Source organism: Paenibacillus sp. FSL L8-0638, from assembly GCF_038593075.1.
In the GTDB taxonomy this organism is placed as follows: domain Bacteria; phylum Bacillota; class Bacilli; order Paenibacillales; family Paenibacillaceae; genus Paenibacillus; species Paenibacillus polymyxa_D.
The window spans coordinates 3506705-3520556 of the sequence record NZ_CP151960.1; the positions used below are offsets into that span (position 1 = coordinate 3506705).

Annotated in this window: 17 protein-coding genes; all 17 read right to left on the bottom strand. The window is 47.4% G+C overall.

The genetic code is table 11. The annotated features are described in order from the left end of the window. Positions 1 to 28 precede the first annotated feature (28 nt). Complete coding sequence (argR, locus tag MKY35_RS15510; RefSeq protein WP_013310809.1) at positions 29 to 478, bottom strand: transcriptional regulator ArgR; 450 nt, start codon at positions 476 to 478, stop codon at positions 29 to 31. A 16-nt stretch (positions 479 to 494) separates the two neighbouring features. Continuing rightward, entirely contained in the window at positions 495 to 971 is a 477-nt protein-coding gene (locus tag MKY35_RS15515) for a hypothetical protein (RefSeq protein ID WP_342444176.1), read from the bottom strand. Between the two features lie 155 nt (positions 972 to 1126). Then, on the bottom strand, positions 1127 to 1978 hold the full coding sequence (locus tag MKY35_RS15520) for a TlyA family RNA methyltransferase (protein WP_342444177.1): 852 nt from the start codon (positions 1976 to 1978) through the stop codon (positions 1127 to 1129). Positions 1979 to 2054: 76 nt separating this feature from the next. After that, on the bottom strand, positions 2055 to 3953 hold the full coding sequence (gene dxs, locus MKY35_RS15525; protein WP_039270954.1) for a 1-deoxy-D-xylulose-5-phosphate synthase: 1899 nt from the start codon (positions 3951 to 3953) through the stop codon (positions 2055 to 2057). A 107-nt stretch (positions 3954 to 4060) separates the two neighbouring features. Continuing rightward, a complete protein-coding gene (locus tag MKY35_RS15530; protein ID WP_342446656.1) occupies positions 4061 to 4984 on the bottom strand; it encodes a polyprenyl synthetase family protein in 924 nt (307 codons plus the stop codon). Further along, positions 4956 to 5216, bottom strand: coding sequence for an exodeoxyribonuclease VII small subunit (gene xseB / locus MKY35_RS15535; RefSeq protein ID WP_013310814.1), 261 nt, complete (start codon positions 5214 to 5216; stop codon positions 4956 to 4958). The genes MKY35_RS15530 and xseB overlap by 29 nt, the downstream gene beginning before the upstream one ends. Continuing rightward, positions 5206 to 6570: an exodeoxyribonuclease VII large subunit gene (gene xseA / locus MKY35_RS15540; RefSeq protein ID WP_342444178.1), complete on the bottom strand. Its 1365-nt coding sequence runs from the start codon at positions 6568 to 6570 to the stop codon at positions 5206 to 5208. Before xseA ends, xseB begins: the two co-directional genes overlap by 11 nt. A gap of 12 nt (positions 6571 to 6582) precedes the next feature. After that, positions 6583 to 7440 carry a bifunctional methylenetetrahydrofolate dehydrogenase/methenyltetrahydrofolate cyclohydrolase FolD gene (gene folD, locus MKY35_RS15545; RefSeq protein WP_029517261.1) on the bottom strand — a complete coding sequence of 286 codons (858 nt, stop codon included), beginning with the start codon at positions 7438 to 7440 and terminating at the stop codon, positions 6583 to 6585. A 37-nt stretch (positions 7441 to 7477) separates the two neighbouring features. Further along, entirely contained in the window at positions 7478 to 7927 is a 450-nt protein-coding gene (nusB, locus tag MKY35_RS15550) for a transcription antitermination factor NusB (RefSeq protein WP_013310817.1), read from the bottom strand. 134 nt (positions 7928 to 8061) lie between these two features. Beyond that, on the bottom strand, positions 8062 to 8295 hold the full coding sequence (locus MKY35_RS15555; protein WP_023989248.1) for a DUF2273 domain-containing protein: 234 nt from the start codon (positions 8293 to 8295) through the stop codon (positions 8062 to 8064). 15 nt (positions 8296 to 8310) lie between these two features. Further along, the gene (amaP, locus tag MKY35_RS15560) at positions 8311 to 8850 is read right to left on the bottom strand and encodes an alkaline shock response membrane anchor protein AmaP (RefSeq protein WP_029517260.1); all 540 of its coding nucleotides are present in this window, start codon (positions 8848 to 8850) and stop codon (positions 8311 to 8313) included. Positions 8851 to 8923: 73 nt separating this feature from the next. Continuing rightward, complete coding sequence (locus MKY35_RS15565; protein WP_029517259.1) at positions 8924 to 9337, bottom strand: Asp23/Gls24 family envelope stress response protein; 414 nt, start codon at positions 9335 to 9337, stop codon at positions 8924 to 8926. A gap of 125 nt (positions 9338 to 9462) precedes the next feature. Beyond that, positions 9463 to 10806: an acetyl-CoA carboxylase biotin carboxylase subunit gene (gene accC, locus MKY35_RS15570; RefSeq protein ID WP_029517258.1), complete on the bottom strand. Its 1344-nt coding sequence runs from the start codon at positions 10804 to 10806 to the stop codon at positions 9463 to 9465. 61 nt (positions 10807 to 10867) lie between these two features. After that, positions 10868 to 11359 carry an acetyl-CoA carboxylase biotin carboxyl carrier protein gene (accB, locus tag MKY35_RS15575; RefSeq protein ID WP_342444179.1) on the bottom strand — a complete coding sequence of 164 codons (492 nt, stop codon included), beginning with the start codon at positions 11357 to 11359 and terminating at the stop codon, positions 10868 to 10870. Positions 11360 to 11497: 138 nt separating this feature from the next. Further along, positions 11498 to 12322: a SpoIIIAH-like family protein gene (locus MKY35_RS15580; protein ID WP_342444180.1), complete on the bottom strand. Its 825-nt coding sequence runs from the start codon at positions 12320 to 12322 to the stop codon at positions 11498 to 11500. 62 nt (positions 12323 to 12384) lie between these two features. Continuing rightward, the gene (gene spoIIIAG / locus MKY35_RS15585) at positions 12385 to 13026 is read right to left on the bottom strand and encodes a stage III sporulation protein AG (protein ID WP_029517255.1); all 642 of its coding nucleotides are present in this window, start codon (positions 13024 to 13026) and stop codon (positions 12385 to 12387) included. A 16-nt stretch (positions 13027 to 13042) separates the two neighbouring features. Next, on the bottom strand, positions 13043 to 13813 hold the full coding sequence (gene spoIIIAF / locus MKY35_RS15590; RefSeq protein WP_342444181.1) for a stage III sporulation protein AF: 771 nt from the start codon (positions 13811 to 13813) through the stop codon (positions 13043 to 13045). Positions 13814 to 13852: the final 39 nt, after the last annotated feature.

A 13852-nucleotide genomic window follows, 5' to 3' on the forward strand; every position in this document is an offset into this window, starting at 1 on the left:
AAACGCCTAATATGCGTAGCCATTATAATTAGGAAATGTAGCCCATAAGACGATTCACGATAGCTTCGCTGTTTTCTTCCGATCGGCAAATAATCAAAATGGTGTCATCTCCGCTAATCGTACCCATAATTTCGGACCATTCAATATTGTCCAATAAAGCAGCAATCGAGTTGGCTGTTCCCGGCAGACACTTCATCACAATCAGATTGGTTGTGTAGTCAATATGCAAAAAGTTATCAACCAACGTACGTTTCAGTTTCTGCGCCGGATTGTAGCGCTGATCTGAAGGCATCGAATATTTATATCTGCCATCGTCCATTGGAACCTTGATGAGCAGCAACTCCTTGATATCACGCGATACGGTCGCCTGCGTGACCTGAAAACCAGCCTTACGCAATGCTTCAACCAGATCATCCTGCGTCTCAATCTCATGTTGTGAAATAATTTCCCTAATTTTAATATGTCGTTGACCCTTCATATAATCCTCCTATGGATTAACCTTCATATTCCTCTTCTTCGAGGTCTTCCACTAATGTAATAAGGCGAATACTTCGCTCGTCCGTATCAACGTACAATACACCCGCGCAACCCGGATAGAGCAATAAATACGGCATGAGCTTGTCCCTTAAATCAGGACCACTCCACTCCATTGGTTTCTTGCGGCGTGACGTTTTGACCATATATGTCGAACCGTTTCGTACAGCCACGTAGTCTATAAACAAACGGCTATACACGGTATGTCCGTTCACTTTAAAAGCAAGCGGTATTTTCATCTTCCCGCCCACTACTTCATATCCTGCTTCTTCGAGTAGGTCTGTGGCAGGTCCTTCGTCCAAGTCCTCGTTAATCGGTATCGTCTTTAGCACAAGCGGCTCTGGCTCCTTCAACCAGGCACGTAGGCTATACAAAGCCCATATTCCTAATATCACCCCGATCACAGCGATGATAACCGTATCATATCTTGTGTCCATGGACCGATCACCTCATGGACATATTCTAGGACAAGATGTAAAATCCCTTTTCCTTTGTACATCTCATTATAGGCGAACGTGAGTTCTATAATCAATCCCTCACACCAAAAAGAGGTTCCCTTAAGTTCACAGAACTCATGGAGAACCCCTGAATGTTACTTACGCGATGGACCATTATTAAAAGTCTGACCTGCTTCCTGAACGGTATGTTCAATCAGTGGTCTGAAATCCATCTTCTCCAGCTGCGATTCTGCAGCAGGAAGCCCATCCAAACGCCAATGCGCTAAAAATTCAATATTGCCTTCTCCACCTGTAATAGGCGAATAAGCCAAACCTTGCAGCGTAAGTCCAAGCTCATGTGCAAACATCAGAATGGTCTGCAACACTTCTTTATGCGTAGCAGGATCACGGACCACACCGGATTTTCCGACCTTTTCGCGTCCAGCTTCGAATTGCGGCTTGATTAGAGCTACAATATCAGCAGGTTGATGCAACAAGGCAAGCAACGGGGGCAAAATAATACGTAATGAAATAAAGGAAACGTCAATACTAGCGAAATTCGGCACGGAACCATTCAAATCCGCGGGTGTCATATATCTGAAATTCGTTTTCTCCATTACGCATACTCGTTCATCATTACGAAGGGACCAATCCAGCTGATTATAACCCACATCAATGGCGTATACGTATTCAGCTCCATGCTGAAGCGCACAATCCGTAAAACCTCCAGTGGACGAGCCAATATCCAGCATTGTCCTGCCCTTCATATCCAGCTCAAATTGACGGATGGCCTTCTCCAGCTTCAATCCTCCACGGCTTACATACGGATGCACCGAACCCTTAACTTTAAGCTCGCTGGCGCGTGGTACCTTCATCCCCGCCTTCTCGATCCGTTCGCTGTCCGCCAGCACTAGCCCAGCCATAATCGCAGCTTTAGCTTTTTCACGGCTTTCAAAAAAGCCTTGTTCTACAAGTAATACATCAATGCGTTCCTTCGGAACAGACATGTTAATCTCCCTTTAGGCAGCCAGGCTGCTCTTGTCATACTTTTTATAAACGTCATGGTCTTCACTTCAAGTTACCCTATACAGATTGTCCCATGCCATATGCTGGCTCAGCAGCCCATTTACGCAACTTTAAGCATACATCTTCAATGGTAAGACCTACTTCAGCACGCTGCTCTTTGATGGAGCCATGCTCCACGAACAGATCGGGAATCCCCATTAGGCGCACCTGTGCCTCTTGTATTTCGGCTTTAGCGTAAAATTCCAGTACAGCGCTACCCAAGCTTCCTGCCTCAGAAGCTTCTTCCAATACGATCAGCTTCGTGTGCTGACGAGCCAGCTCACGCAACATATCCTCGTCCAAAGGCTTCAGGAAACGAGCATTCACGACGCCCACTTGCAAACCTTCCCGTTTCATCGCCTCCGCAGCCTCTGTCGCCACCTGGAGCATCGGTCCTGATGCGATTACAGCAAAGCCCTCGCCTTTACGCAGGAGCTCCCAACTGCCGATGGGAATAGCCTGTAATTCTTTATCCATCGGCACGCCAACCACATTAACACGCGGGTAACGATAAGCAATTGGACCATCTTCATAGTCGAGTGCTGTTTTCATCATATGACGTAGCTCGTTCTCATCCTTTGGCATCATAAGCACAAGATTCGGGATATGACGTAAGAATGCCACATCAAACACGCCATGATGAGTTTCCCCGTCAGCCCCAACAAAACCTGCACGGTCAATCGCGAACATCACATTCGCATTATGACGACAGATATCATGCACAATTTGGTCATAAGCACGCTGCATAAAAGTGGAATACACCGCAAACACCGGCTTCATCCCTTCCATTGCCAACGCAGCACACATGGTAGCTGCATGCTGTTCAGCAATACCGACGTCAATCATACGGCTAGGAAACTCTTTACTAAACGGTACCAGTCCTGATCCACCAGGCATAGCAGGCGTGACTGCGACGATGCGCTCATCCTGCTCAGCCAACTCAATCAGCGTTCGGCCGAAAATTTCCGTATACATCGGATTACCCACAGCTTTGAGTACCTGGCCCGATTCAATCTTGTAAGGACTGATCCCGTGCCATTTGTGTGAATCTGCCTCCGCAGGTTTATAGCCCTTGCCCTTGGTGGTTACGACATGCACCAATACAGGGCCAGTGACATTATCAGCCTGCTGGAAGGTTTCGATTAGCTTCGGCAAATCATGTCCGTCCACTGGACCGAGATACGTAAGTCCCAGCTCTTCAAACAGTACACCAGGCACCATCATATATTTAAGACTGTCCTTGACACGGCCAGCCGATTTGGCAAGTTTACCGCCGATCGCGGGTATTTTTTTCAGCAAAACTTCCAGCTCATCTTTTGCTCGCAAATAATGACGGTCCGAGCGGATTTTGCTCAAATAATTATGCATGGCCCCTACATTAGGTGCTATGGACATTTCGTTGTCATTCAGAATGACCATTAAATTTTTGCGCTCATGTCCGATATGATTCAACGCTTCGAAGGCCATCCCCCCAGTCAGCGCGCCGTCTCCGATCATTGCAATGACTTTATTGTCCTCGCCCTTCAAATCTCGAGCCAAAGCCATTCCCATTGCGGCCGACAGAGAAGTGCTGCTATGACCGGCTTCCCAAACATCATGCTCGCTCTCACTTCTTTTTACAAAACCACAAAGTCCATCACGCTGACGAAGTGTATCAAAACGGTCCATTCGCCCTGTCAATATTTTGTGTACGTAGGCTTGGTGCCCAACGTCATAAATCATCTTGTCCTTCGGACTGTTATAGCAATAATGCAGGGCGATCGTGAGCTCAACCACTCCCAGATTCGATGCCAGATGCCCCCCAGTCACGGACAGCTTCTCAATCAAAAAGCTCCTGATTTCCTCGGCTAGAGAAGCCAACTCCTCAACCGACAGTGATTTCAGATCGCCTGGTTGCTTTATGTGTGGAAGCAGCACGCATATCTCCCCGCTTTCCTTCAAGTTTGTGAGTAAAGTTAACAAGTATTATATCACACTTTTTGACTGTGCTTAAACGCAGACAAGTCAAAACAGCTCTAACGCAACTAATGATCACGCTTCATCAGGTAATCGGCTATCTCCAGCAAACGAGAAGAATCGGGGATACCACTCTCTATTATCACTCTTTTAGCAGATGCGGTGAGTTCCTCTACCTGCTGCAAAGATGCGTCCATACCAATGAAATACGGATAGGTGACCTTCTCTTGTTCAACATCACTTTTCGTTTTCTTACCCATTTTACTCTCATCGCCTATGAGGTCCAGTATATCGTCCTGTATCTGAAAAGCCAGCCCCAAGTCTCGTCCAAAGCGGCGAAGCGCCTCTAATTGACCCTTGTCCGCCCCACCAATCCGTCCACCTGCCAAGAGCGAGAAAATAATCAAATCAGCAGTTTTATGAAGATGGATATATTCCAGTTCCTCGATCCCCGTCATTCCTTGCTCGCCTGACATATCGGCGACCTGTCCGCCTACCATGCCCCGCGCGCCACTCATTTCGGACAAATCCTCAACTATGGACAATAGCGAATCAGACGAAACACCGTGACGTCGTCCTGCTTGCACAATACTGTAAAAGGCATGGGTCAACAAAGCATCACCCGCAAGGACGGCAACCGCCTCGCCGTATACCTTATGATTCGTCAGCTTACCTCGCCGATAGTCATCATCATCCATGGCTGGCAAGTCGTCATGAATGAGGGAGTACGTATGTACCATTTCTACCGCACATGCCACTGGCAGCGCAGCTTCCCTGCTTCCACCGAATGCTTCAGCAGCAGCGATCACAAGCAGAGGCCGCAGCCGTTTTCCGCCTGCGGTGAGTGAATAATTCATGGATTCTCGAAGAACATCGGGAATGTCCCAATCGGCCGGGAATTGCTCGGTCAGTGCGGACGAAACCGCATCCGTCGTCCCGGTCAAATATTCCTTGAACGACGGTCTATTCAAGTCCTTCACCGCCGTTTTCATCCAGTCCCCCACCAAAAGGCTTCTTGCGCAAATCTCCATCCTCTTCCACGATCATTTCAATTTTACGTTCAACCTGCTCCAGCTTCTGACTGCAAAGTTGAGACAACTTCATCCCCCGCTGGAACAAATCAATGGCTTGCTCCAGAGGAACGTCTCCATGCTCCAGTTGTCCGACAATTTCTTCAAGAGCGGCCATAGCCGCTTCAAAATTCAATTCCGTTTCATTCGCCACCGTGCTTCGCGTCCTCCTTCATTCCCCATACTTGGCAGTCCAACTGCCCATCACTCACTTTAATCTTGATGGAATCTCCCGGCTGTACGTCTTTGAGCGACTTAATCAGCCGTTTTTCCTGCTCATCGTATACCAAGCTATAGCCTCGGGCCATGACTTTGAGTGGGCTCAGCGCATCCAGTTGACGAATTCCCGTGTGCAACTGCTGCCGTCCCGTTTTCGTAATAGCACGCATCGCAGACTCCAGCTGACGTTGCGCCATATCCGTCTGCTTGCGTGCTGAACGAATTTGTTCACGCGGATTAAACCGTTCTAGTACCTGACGCATACGTGCGTTCTTTTCTGCGTTCAAACGAGAACGGTTACGCGCTGCGCGGATTAGACGCTGATGCAGCATGTCCATTCGCTCTGCATGCTGTAGCATATAGCGGCGTGGGTGCAGCAGGACTGGTGAACGCTGAAGCCTCGCCAAGCGTACACGGCTGGTTTCCAGCCGCTGCCGGAGGGCGTTACGCAACCGTTGCTCCCGCTGGAGCAGCTGATCCCGTAGCTCTGCCTGATTAGGCACGGCCAACTCGGCTGCTGCGGTTGGCGTTGCCGCACGTAAGTCAGCCACAAAATCGGCAATGGTAAAATCCGTTTCGTGTCCAACTGCCGAAATAACCGGAATGACCGATGCGTAAATGGCGCGCGCAACCGCTTCCTCATTAAACGCCCACAGTTCTTCCAATGAGCCACCTCCCCGTCCGACAATCATCACCTGAACCTCTTGCATACGATTCATAGCTTCAATTGCCTTGACGATCGAGGGGGCGGCACCTTTTCCTTGTACAAGCACAGGATACAACACAATTCCAGCCTGCGGGTATCGCCGTTGAAGTGTCGTAATAATATCACGCACAGCCGCTCCAGTCGGTGACGTAATCACGCCAATGGTTACTGGATGGGCAGGGAGGTTACGCTTACGAGCAGTATCAAACAGTCCCTCTGCATCCAGCTTTTGCTTGAGCTGCTCGTAAGCTAAATAAAGGCTTCCTATACCATCAGGCTGCATTTGAGTCGCATAAAACTGATATTGTCCATCTCGTTCGTACACGGATACGTTTCCCCGGGCAATAACACGCGTACCTTCTTTCGGTACGAAAGGGAGCCGCTGATTATGGGTTGCAAACATAATCGAACGTATGCGGCTCCCCTCATCCTTGAGCGTAAAGTACATGTGACCACTTGAATGATGCGTAAAATTAGAAATTTCCCCGCGTATCCATACATCAGACAGCACCTGATCCGACTCCAATTTCATCCGGATATAACGATTCAGGTCCTTTATAGAGTAAATACGTTGTTCAGCCACAGGCAGCTGTCCTTATGCCAAACCGTGCGACCGCTTGGCCGCTACGAGCGTATTTTGCATCAGCATCGTAATTGTCATCGGCCCTACTCCGCCGGGAACAGGCGTAATCGGACCAGACACTTGCTTCACGCTCTCAAAATCAACGTCCCCCGCCAGCTTTCCGTTCTCCAGACGGTTCATCCCTACATCTATCACTACCGCTCCGGGCTTCACGAACGAAGCATCAATAAAGTTGGCTTTGCCGATCGCAACGACTAAGATATCTGCTTGTCGACTTAGGTCCGCAATATTCGCTGTACGGGAGTGGCACATCGTAACCGTAGCATTTTCACGCTGCAACAATAAAGACACTGGCTTGCCCACGATATTACTGCGACCAATAACTACCGCATGTTTACCGGCTATCTCCACTCCAGCACGCTTAATTAACTCAATGACTCCAGCAGGAGTACAAGGCAATAGACTATCGTCACCGATGACCAAATTCCCTACGTTCACCGGATGGAATCCATCCACATCCTTCTCCACTGCAATCGCGTCAATGACAGCTTTTTCATGAATATGCTTTGGCAACGGCAGTTGCACCAAAATTCCATGGATGGTACTTTGATGGTTCAGCTTGTTTACCAGTTCCAGTAATGCTTCCTGCGAAGTATCTGCTGCCAGCCGGTGAACCTCGGAGTAATAGCCGAGATCATGGCATGCCTTTTCCTTGTTTTTAACATACACTTGCGAAGCGGGATCTTCGCCTACCAATACAACAGCCAGTCCGGGTTGAAAGCTGTGCTCTTTCAGACGAATGACCTCTTGCTGAATGCTTGCGCGAATATCCTGAGAGATTTGTTTACCATCAATGATCGGTGCTGACATGTTTTACCACTCTCCAACCTGATTCAGTAGTCTCTACTTAAAAACGTGCTTTCAATTGCTCCAGTTCTTGTATCACTCGCCCCAGTACGCCATTAACAAATTTACCGGATTCCTCGGTACCAAAGTGCTTCGACAACTCAATCGCTTCATTAACAGCTACCTTGGCTGGAACATCCTCACGGAAAATCATCTCATATGCCGCAAGCCTTAAAATTTGACGATCTACACGTGAAAGTCTGCTGATCTGCCAGCCTTTAAGATAATCCACCAACAGTCCATCAATGGCTTCCTTGTGCTCCCACGTACCCCGCACATGCTCCAAGACATACGCTCTTAACACTGCTGCATTTTTAACGACAACTTCCGCTTCGTTTTCCTCAGCGGCCTCCTGAAGCAACATGTCCACGGCTGCTGCCGCATCCACTTCATTCATTTCCATATGGTACATACTCTGTACCGCTAATTCCCTCGCCAGACGTCTTTTCATGCCCTGCCTCCTACGCTTGCCTATATCTATTTTTCATTCTAACCAATTTCCACAAAAAAACCTGTGAACGCATCCTCCAAACGTTGGGCGCAAAGAAGCTACAGCTCTATTTTGGAGAACACGTATCACAGGGTTCATTTAAAAGGACGCCAACGTTGCGACAACCAATCGCCCCATTCCTTCCAAGGGAGGAATGAACCGAGCGCTGAATCGCTACGTCTTCCTAGCGTATATCCGATGAACACCATCAATGCAAAGAACAACATATTCCAAAAGCCTGCCCACAAATAAATAAAACCGAAAAAAATACCAGCCGTGATCCCCATGATCCGGCCCTTGTAACTTCCCCATATTTCTTTCCAGGGCATCAGGGAAAATCACCTCTATTCCACACGACTCTTAAAGCTGGGTGACTGAGAAACATTAGCGATGTACACCGATACATTGGACACAGGAATTCCTGTAATTTCTTCCACATGATCGTGTACCCCCTTTTGTACCTCGGAGGTTAACACCGGAATGGAGCTTTCCCCGTCTACAACCGCCCGAATCGTAATATCAAGTCCCGAATCCAACACACGAACGCGTGCTTTCAAATCCTGCATCCCGCGAAACCGGGAAGCTGCTTTGAGGCACAGATTTTCAATGGTATCCACTGAAATCTGAATGTCACCGTATTCCGTTCGTTGATCAATAGAATGCTGTACGGTTTGGTTCCGTCGAATAGAGATATAAAAAAAACGAAGACTCAACAACAACAGAACCCCTGCAATAATCAGGCTGGTAAACCACACTACTCGCTCATCCTCAATACTTAAAACATACGGAATGGCCCCGCTCAGGAGGAGGATGGCGAGAATGGAAATAATTCCGATACTTAAGCTGTACAAGAACAGCAGAAGTCTGTCCATAACTTTAGCCACGAAACGCACAGCCTCCTTAAATTAGAGTAAACCCTCGACCCATAAGGGTCGGGGGTTTGTACAAAGTATCGCTCTATTTAACCCGTCCGGCGCCCAGCACTTCCGGCTCTTCTACTTTATCGGCATTTTTGAATTGAACATCATGAATTTGCACGTTCACTTCAACAACGTTAAGACCTGTCATGTTCTCAATCGAACGCTTAACATTATGCTGAATAGCAGCAGCCACCTCAGGCAGACGGTTACCGTACTCAATAATGACGGAGACGTCTACAGCAGCTTCACGCTGTCCGACTTCCACTTTTACACCTTTAGATAAATTTTTGCGGCCTAGCAGTTCGGCAAACCCACCAGCAAATCCTCCACTCATTCCCGCTACGCCCGGTACCTCAACGGTAGCCAGTCCGGCAATGACTTCAATAACTTCTGGGGCAATTTGAATCTCCCCAATTTCTGTACGTTCGAATTCGGTTGGCACTGTGCTCATACCTTCAACACCTTTCGGTCAAAATAAGTTTCATTCCAGCTTTGGATTTCAAAGCAGACATGCTCACTTATTATCCATACTATATCATTTGGCGTTCATTATGACAAACGGAGGAAATATACCGGTTAAACTTCGTTTTCCTCCAAAAATTTAATATCAAAATCGCCTTTAATAAAGGTCGGATGCTCTAGCAAACGCTGATGAAAAGAAATCGTTGTGGGTATGCCCTCAATAGCAAACTCAGTCAAAGCCCGCTTCATTTTGGCAATTGCATCCTGCCGTGTAGGTGCCCATACAATCAGCTTGGCGATCATAGAGTCATAATAAGGAGGAATGCTATAACCTGGATATACTGCACTGTCTACCCGTACCCCAGGACCGCCTGGAGGCAGATAAAATCCGATTTTACCCGGTGCAGGCATAAAATTTCGATCCGGATCCTCAGCGTTAATACGGCACTCTATCGCCCAACCATTGATGGTGACTTCTTCCTGCGTAAAGGAAAGCGGATGCCCTTCAGCGACAGAAATCATTTCCTTAATCAGGTCTACACCAGTAATCATTTCTGTTACGGGATGTTCTACCTGAATACGTGTATTCATTTCCATGAAATAGAAATTGTTGTCCGGGCCGAGCAAAAATTCGAGAGTACCTGCACCAGAATATTGAACGGCTAAAGCTGCACGAACAGCTGCCTGACCCATTTCTTCACGGACATCCTGCGAAAGTACAGGACATGGTGCTTCCTCCAACAACTTCTGACGACGACGCTGCACAGAGCAGTCCCGTTCGCCCAAATGGGCAACATTACCATGCTTGTCCGCTATGATCTGTATTTCCACATGTTTCATACCGGTCAAATATTTTTCTAGGTACACACCCGCATTGCCAAATGCCTTTTGCGCCTCCTGCTGAGCAGTAGTGATTTGCTGAATGAGGTTATCCTCATCTTCGGCGATACGAATACCTTTACCTCCGCCACCTGCTGTGGCCTTGATAATTACCGGATATCCGATATCACGTGCGATGCCGATCGCATCCTGCAAATCCTCAACCAGCCCGTCTGAACCCGGAATAACTGGAACTCCGGCATCCTTCATGGTCTGCTTAGCTACGGCCTTATCTCCCATTTTGTTAATGGCTTCAGGAGAAGGACCAATAAACGTAATATTACACGATTCGCAAATTTCAGCGAAGTCTGCGTTTTCCGCCAAAAATCCGTAACCTGGATGAATGGCATCACATTCAGTCAATGTAGCAACGCTCATCAGATTCGTAAAATTAAGGTAGCTGTCCTTAGATAGCGTCGGTCCGATACAGTAAGCCTCATCTGCGAGACGCACATGTAACGAATCCTTGTCAGCTTCCGAATATACAGCAACTGTCGAAATATTCATTTCGCGGCAAGCGCGAATGATACGAACCGCAATTTCTCCACGATTCGCAATCAATACTTTTTGAAATGTCATGACTTTATCCTCCCTGGGAGCAGTCTTGCCGAACCCTCAAAAGAGGGTGCAAACAAGCTTTTTACTCCGGTTTCACAAGGAACAATGGCTGGCCATACTCGACCAACTGTCCGTTTTCGGCCAAAATTTCCACAATTTCGCCCTTCACTTCAGCTTCCAGCTCGTTCATCAGCTTCATCGCTTCAATGATACATACCGTTGTTTTTTCGCCCACTTTGCTGCCGATACTCACATACGGAGCCGTATCCGGTGATGAAGAACTATAGAAAGTGCCTACCATCGGAGATACGATTTTATGTAGATTGCTTGCATATTCCATCGGTTCTCCAGCAGTTGTAGATCCAACATCGGACTGTACTTGTGGATTTGGAATAACAGCTTGTGGTGCCACTGCATAAGCAGGTGGTGCCACAGGAGCCTGTACCGTAACGATCTCGCTTTTGCCAGGTTTCCGGATCAACAGGCGAGTTCCTTCATTTTCAATTTCAAGCTCATGCACAGACGTTTCATCCACCAGCTTGATCAATTCCTTAATCTCGCTTAATTTAAACATCTCTATTAATCACTCCTTCAGCATTTTGCCGGTTGCTGATTACATTGTTGAAACAGCTTTATGTATTATATCACAATCATTAAAAATAGAAAGAGCCCGGAATAATGCAGAAATCCGGGCTTTTTCGCGTTTTTTGTCTTATTGTGTAACATATTGGACACTGATCTTATCCTGCGTTACGTTCAGTTCCTTCATGACTTTGTCGACAATAGTTACCGCTTGCTTAGCATCCAATTTTTCACTCAGAACCACTACTTTGTATTTATCAGCATCTTCCTCACGGACGACCGCATTGGCGAACTGCTGCTGAAGCTCTTCTTCAATCCCAGTAATTTTGGCCTGCTTATCTTCAAGTACATGTAATTCCTTTTGAGCCTCCGCGGCTTTCTTTGGCGTGCTGTCGTTCATTGCGGTAGTCAGTTCATCATTTTTCTTCTGATTTTCCACATCCCGTTCCAGCAAATAGTTGTCAATCACAGCTGCTGCTGTAGGTTGGGCAGCTTGTTCGGTTGCCACTTTATCCAGTATCTGCTGGTCGGTTTTGGCTGTGGAGGCTGCTTTGTCGTCACTTTGTGCTGTCGCGTCCGTCTTAGTCGCGGTTGTGTTTTGATTGGATGTAGCCGGTTCAGTAGTAGAGCCAGCTGCCGTGTCTTTATCACCTTTTGAGTTTTCTGTTGCCGGATCAATTGTGGAAGCCGTATCCGACTTTGTGGAAGTTGCTGATGCTCCATCAGTTACTTCTCCATTCGTCACCACTTCATTTACCTTTAATTCGTTCAATTGTTCCTCTGCCTTCGTCGTTGCTTCCTGTGCGGCATCCTGCTTATCCTTGCTCACTTGCTCGCTATCGGCTACTGGTGGATTTGCAGGGCTTGAGTCCTCCGTAAACAAATAATACGCAGACAGCACGACCATTAAACTCAGCATGGACACCAGCCAAACGGTTTGTCTTTTATTATTCATGTTCCGTCCTCCATTTTCTTTAATGGTTTAAAATATAAACTTCTTTGTTCCTGAATTCCAAATTATCCCTGCTTACGCGGAACGACTGAAATTTTATAGGAAGGTACATTTAGTCCCTTCTGTACAGCATCGACAATTAGCTGCTTCACTGTAGGGTTTTCTGCCCCCATAGCCACAACAAGCACTCCCCTCACCTGCGGTTTTACTTTTTTGGTCACAATCGGGGTATGCTGACCACCTGATGACTCATAGGTGACAATCTCGCCATCACGTGTATATTGAGTAGTGTGCCGTTGTCCACCATTGGCGTCCGTCTCGTTGTTCTCTTCCTGCATGTCTTTTACATTGCGTTGAACGATAACTTCTTCGGTGGAGTCTACCGTAACCATGACATCAACGGTTCCTACGCCAACAATCTGCTCCAGCATCTGTTTCATATTGTCCTCAAAAACCTTCTCAATCCCGGCAAAGGAACTTTCTTCACCTGTTGTTGTCTCTAACGTAGGCTCATTTTTCATCACGCCAGGCGGCTCACGCCCTACGTTTTCTGGATCAACCTTTTTTACATTAACGAATGAATTAAAGAGCATAATCGCTACACCGATAAGGCCAAGAATAAGCAACCAACGAAATGAATTGAACCTTTTCGCCCCATCCGCCCCTCCACCCAGCCATTGCTCCAGCTTTTTCAGCCATTTGCTCATTCCTGCTCACCTCCTGTTACCATTCATGTGTTCCATCCTGCGAAGAAAGCACCTGAACATTTTTGCTATCTATCCCCCATTTTTCACGTAAAAGTCCTGTAATTAAGCCAAATGCTTTCGTATCTGTTGGCTTTCCGTCCTCAACAGTTTTGTCAGGATTACGATCATCCTCTCGCGTTCCTTCATTAAAATCTGAAGTTTTTGCATGTGTTGGCTCTACACGAATATTCACTGTCTTTTCGGCTACAGGCTCCACCATAATCGGCTTGACATCTGCACCAGGCGAGACGTCTGTGTTTTTCTTTTCTTTTTCTGGCTGCTGTTCTGCCAATTGGACCACTACCGACTGGACACCCGTTCCTGCCTCCAGCTCCGATTCCTTCTGTTGAATCTTTGCAAGGGTAACCTGGACCGACTGAATTGCTAACCCAGTATATTGTTCCAATTGTCCTTTCATTTCCTTAGCTACCTCTTTGCCAGCCCATTGCATGGAGCTTTGTTCTTGCTGTTGCTTCAACTGGCTGCCTTTTGCTAAAATCTCCTCCAATGTCGGTTCCCTTTTGCCTGTCTCAGCCTGACGTTGAAGATCCAATGCTCGCCCTAGAACCTCGGAGGGGCTGCTGCTCAGTAAGCGCACGACCGGAGACAGCAACGTCAGCAGAATAAGCAGGCTGAGAACGAGTTTGACATACCTCTCCATAGATCGGCTCGGTAAGATCATATCGACAAAAGAAGCCAGCAACACGATTAGCACCAGTTCCTTGAGCCAGCCTCCCAGCCAGGTCACGTCACTCTCCTCCCCCCTTGTTGGTTTACGTGCATTGGT

Bases quoted from the DNA above. Each gene is read 5' to 3' on its own strand.
- MKY35_RS15530 (WP_342446656.1), bottom strand. From the start codon at position 4,984: ATGAAAACGGCGGTGAAGGACTTGAATAGACCGTCGTTCAAGGAATAT.
- MKY35_RS15555 (WP_023989248.1), bottom strand. From the start codon at position 8,295: ATGCCCTGGAAAGAAATATGGGGAAGTTACAAGGGCCGGATCATGGGG.
- MKY35_RS15520 (WP_342444177.1), bottom strand. From the start codon at position 1,978: ATGTCTGTTCCGAAGGAACGCATTGATGTATTACTTGTAGAACAAGGC.
- MKY35_RS15565 (WP_029517259.1), bottom strand. From the start codon at position 9,337: ATGAGCACAGTGCCAACCGAATTCGAACGTACAGAAATTGGGGAGATT.
- accC (WP_029517258.1), bottom strand. From the start codon at position 10,806: ATGACATTTCAAAAAGTATTGATTGCGAATCGTGGAGAAATTGCGGTT.
- folD (WP_029517261.1), bottom strand. From the start codon at position 7,440: ATGTCAGCACCGATCATTGATGGTAAACAAATCTCTCAGGATATTCGC.
- spoIIIAG (WP_029517255.1), bottom strand. From the start codon at position 13,026: ATGAGCAAATGGCTGAAAAAGCTGGAGCAATGGCTGGGTGGAGGGGCG.
- argR (WP_013310809.1), bottom strand. From the start codon at position 478: ATGAAGGGTCAACGACATATTAAAATTAGGGAAATTATTTCACAACAT.
- accB (WP_342444179.1), bottom strand. From the start codon at position 11,359: ATGTTTAAATTAAGCGAGATTAAGGAATTGATCAAGCTGGTGGATGAA.
- MKY35_RS15515 (WP_342444176.1), bottom strand. From the start codon at position 971: ATGGACACAAGATATGATACGGTTATCATCGCTGTGATCGGGGTGATA.
- nusB (WP_013310817.1), bottom strand. From the start codon at position 7,927: ATGAAAAGACGTCTGGCGAGGGAATTAGCGGTACAGAGTATGTACCAT.
- MKY35_RS15580 (WP_342444180.1), bottom strand. From the start codon at position 12,322: ATGAATAATAAAAGACAAACCGTTTGGCTGGTGTCCATGCTGAGTTTA.